Annotated in this window: 2 protein-coding genes; both read left to right on the top strand. The window is 38.5% G+C overall.

All coding sequences use genetic code 11. The features are described 5' to 3' along the window. Window positions 1–104 precede the first annotated feature (104 nt). Window positions 105–1367 carry a maltoporin gene (locus QTO00_RS17535; RefSeq protein WP_138974758.1) on the top strand — a complete coding sequence of 421 codons (1263 nt, stop codon included), beginning with the start codon at window positions 105–107 and terminating at the stop codon, window positions 1365–1367. A gap of 264 nt (window positions 1368–1631) precedes the next feature. Continuing rightward, the coding region (locus QTO00_RS17530) for a methyl-accepting chemotaxis protein (RefSeq protein ID WP_331425920.1) at window positions 1632–2965 on the top strand (1334 nt) is incomplete at its 3' end.

Below are 2965 nucleotides of genomic sequence, written 5' to 3'. Positions count from 1 at the left end.
ATTTAAATGAGATGGAAATCATCTTACGGGCAAATATTGCCTAAAGAAAATAAGGCAATATTTGCTTAGCCAATAACTCAAAAGTAATACGAAAGGAAATTAAAATGAAAAAAGCAACATTGACAGTCGCTATTTTAGGTTCGCTATTCGCCACTCAAGCTTTTTCGGTCGACTTCTCTGGTTACGTTCGTGCTGGAGTTGGTGCCAGTTCTGATGGTGGTGGTACCAAAGCAGGCGATGAGTTTAATAAAACGAAATTAGGCCGTTTGGGTAACGAGTTCGATACATATGCGGAGATTGGATTGGGTCAAGAGTTGTTCAATGCTGATGATCGTTCAATGTATTTTGAAAGTATGTTTGAGATGTCATCTGACGGAAACCTTGAATCTGAAAATAGTAAAGATGACAGTGCTAACTTCGGTATTAAACAACTTAATGTTCAAGCTAAGGGTTACATTCCATCTTCACCTGATGCTGTAATATGGGCAGGGAAACGCTTTTATCAACGTCATGATATTCACATCATTGATACTAAGTATTGGAATATTTCTGGTTATGGTGTGGGTATCGAAAATATTAAATTAAATACTGGCGCTATTTCGGCGGCGGTTATCCGAGCTGATAATGAGTTAGCCGAATGGGATGGTGCTGGTAATAAGACGAGTTATGGAGACCTGAATACGTATTTCTTAGACTTACGTTATGCTGGTTTTAGCCCTTGGGAAGGAGCTTGGACTGAGTTTGGTGCTGACTATGCAATGGTTAATCCAACGGATGAACAAAAAAGTGTCACTGAGAACTTTGACAATGGCTTAATGTTGACCGCGGAACTTAGTCAGAGCTTCTCGCTGGGATACAATAAGTTCGTACTCCAATACATGGACAAAGGGCTTGCACAGAACGCTATATCGCAAGGTGGTGGCTGGTATGACATCTGGAGTGGTGATGTCAGTAATGCAAAGGGGTTTCGTTTTATCAGTACCGGTGATTTGAATTTGAGCGAAAATGTAGTGATCAATCACGTTCTAACATACGGTAATGTAAAAGATCATGGTGACTGGTTAGATAAGGAGGAGTTGTTCTCGTTTGTAGCACGTCCAACCTACAATTGGTCTCCATACAACAAGACAATGCTAGAGGTAGGCTACTTCGACCAAGAAAAAACGTGGGATTCAGGCTCTGAAGACAAGTCTAGTGGAACAAAGATCACCGTCGCTCATGCTATCACTGCGGGAGAATCGTTTTTCGCTCGACCAGAGATTCGATTCTTCGCGACTTATTTGAAAGACAACGAGAGCGAATCGTTTGATAGCAATAAGTCAAATGACACTATCAATTACGGCGTACAAGTTGAGGCTTGGTGGTAATCGACATTATTTGCTATTTAATTGCGTTATTTAAATATTTTTAACACCATTTGCTCTTGAAATGGAACGTACTCATCTATGAGGGGAATTAATAAATTTCCATTTCAAGAGCCTTTTCGCTTGGACTAATGTATGAATATAAGGTCGTTAAAGAGTAAGATAGTATTTCTGTTTGGAATCTCACTAATAGTAACGATAGCAACAGCCTATTTTAGTGCGAAATATATTATTGGTGATTACATTAATATTTCTTACGATAGTCGTATGGCCAACAATGTAAGCTTGATCAGCAGCGAGATTAAAAAGTCCTTAGAACGTGACATATCAGTGATAGAAAGCCTTGATTTTGGTGTTATCGGTATTCGCGATACCAAACAAAAGATGGGTTATGAACAAGTTGTCAAACTTATTAATAAGACTGCGTTAAGTGACAAAGGAAGTTTGGATAAAGAACAATCTCAATACTATATCGATTTGGCTCGCGGGCATGATGAGGGAATAAAAATTACACAAATTTTTTCTGATAATAGTCAGCCAAAAATAATCATTTCGAAAAAGAAACATAGTGTAGTAGATTTCTTTACCATTAACATGGGGTTTATCGAGGGGCTAATACAGCGCTATAGTGTTCCTGGGGTTTATTTTGAGTTGCTTGATGAGCAAGGAAACAAAATTTATTCAATTGAAAATGGAGATTTGGATTTAAAACAAACTGATGTTGTTATTGTCGCTGGTTCAAATTGGTATTTACGCTCGTATATCGACTATAACCATATTAAAAAAGTCATCGAAGGTATAAATAAAGACATTACAAAGTATATGACAATATGTGCTTTCATTACGCTGGTTATTAGTTTGGTTATTCTTAATTTTTACTTGAATCCGTTATCTAAATTAATGGCTTTGGTCGATAATTTGGCAAGTCGTGATGTAGATTTAACACAAAGGATTGATCTTAATCGTCAAGATGAAATAGGCCATATATCTAATTCTGTAAATTGTTTTATAGATAATTTGCAGGCTTTGTTTACAAACATCTCTAGTTCAAACGTCGCCTTGAACGACGCCAGAGAAGAGCTTGATGTGCAAATTGGTCGGAATGTTTCTACTGTCACGCGCTACAATAAGCAAAGTGAGAGCTTGTCCGATGCTATCAATGATATTCGGCAGTCATCATTAGATATTCAACAACAAGCTCACCAAGCCATTGAGTTAGCTCAGCAAGTTACTAGCCGGGTCAGTCAAGCTGCCCTAAAAGGAGAAATTGCCGAAAATATTGTGGTTGGACTAGGTGAGAACACAGAACAAATCTCTTCGTCATTAGGCGTGATGGATACTGTCTCTCAGGGGATTAGCAGCATTCTTAGCTCTATTCAAAAAATTGCCGATCAAACTGATTTGTTAGCCTTAAATGCATCAATTGAGGCCGCCCGAGCGGGTGAGTCTGGAAAGGGGTTTGCTGTTGTCGCTGAAGAAGTTCGAATACTTGCTTCGAAAACTCGAAGCAGCACCATTGAAATTGCTGAATTTCTTATTCAGTTTTCCGACTCGTCGGAGCAGCTTATGGGACAAATGACTCTAGTTTTAAAAAGTAGCGA

The sequence above is a fragment of the Vibrio sp. M260118 genome (genome assembly GCF_036533755.1).
In the GTDB taxonomy this organism is placed as follows: domain Bacteria; phylum Pseudomonadota; class Gammaproteobacteria; order Enterobacterales; family Vibrionaceae; genus Vibrio.
Note: the sequence above shows the minus strand (reverse complement) of the source record. Positions and strands in the feature narration are given on the sequence as shown.

What these genes read in the sequence shown, in the direction of transcription:
- QTO00_RS17535 (WP_138974758.1), top strand. Translation starts at nt 105, where the DNA reads ATGAAAAAAGCAACATTGACAGTCGCTATTTTAGGTTCGCTATTCGCC.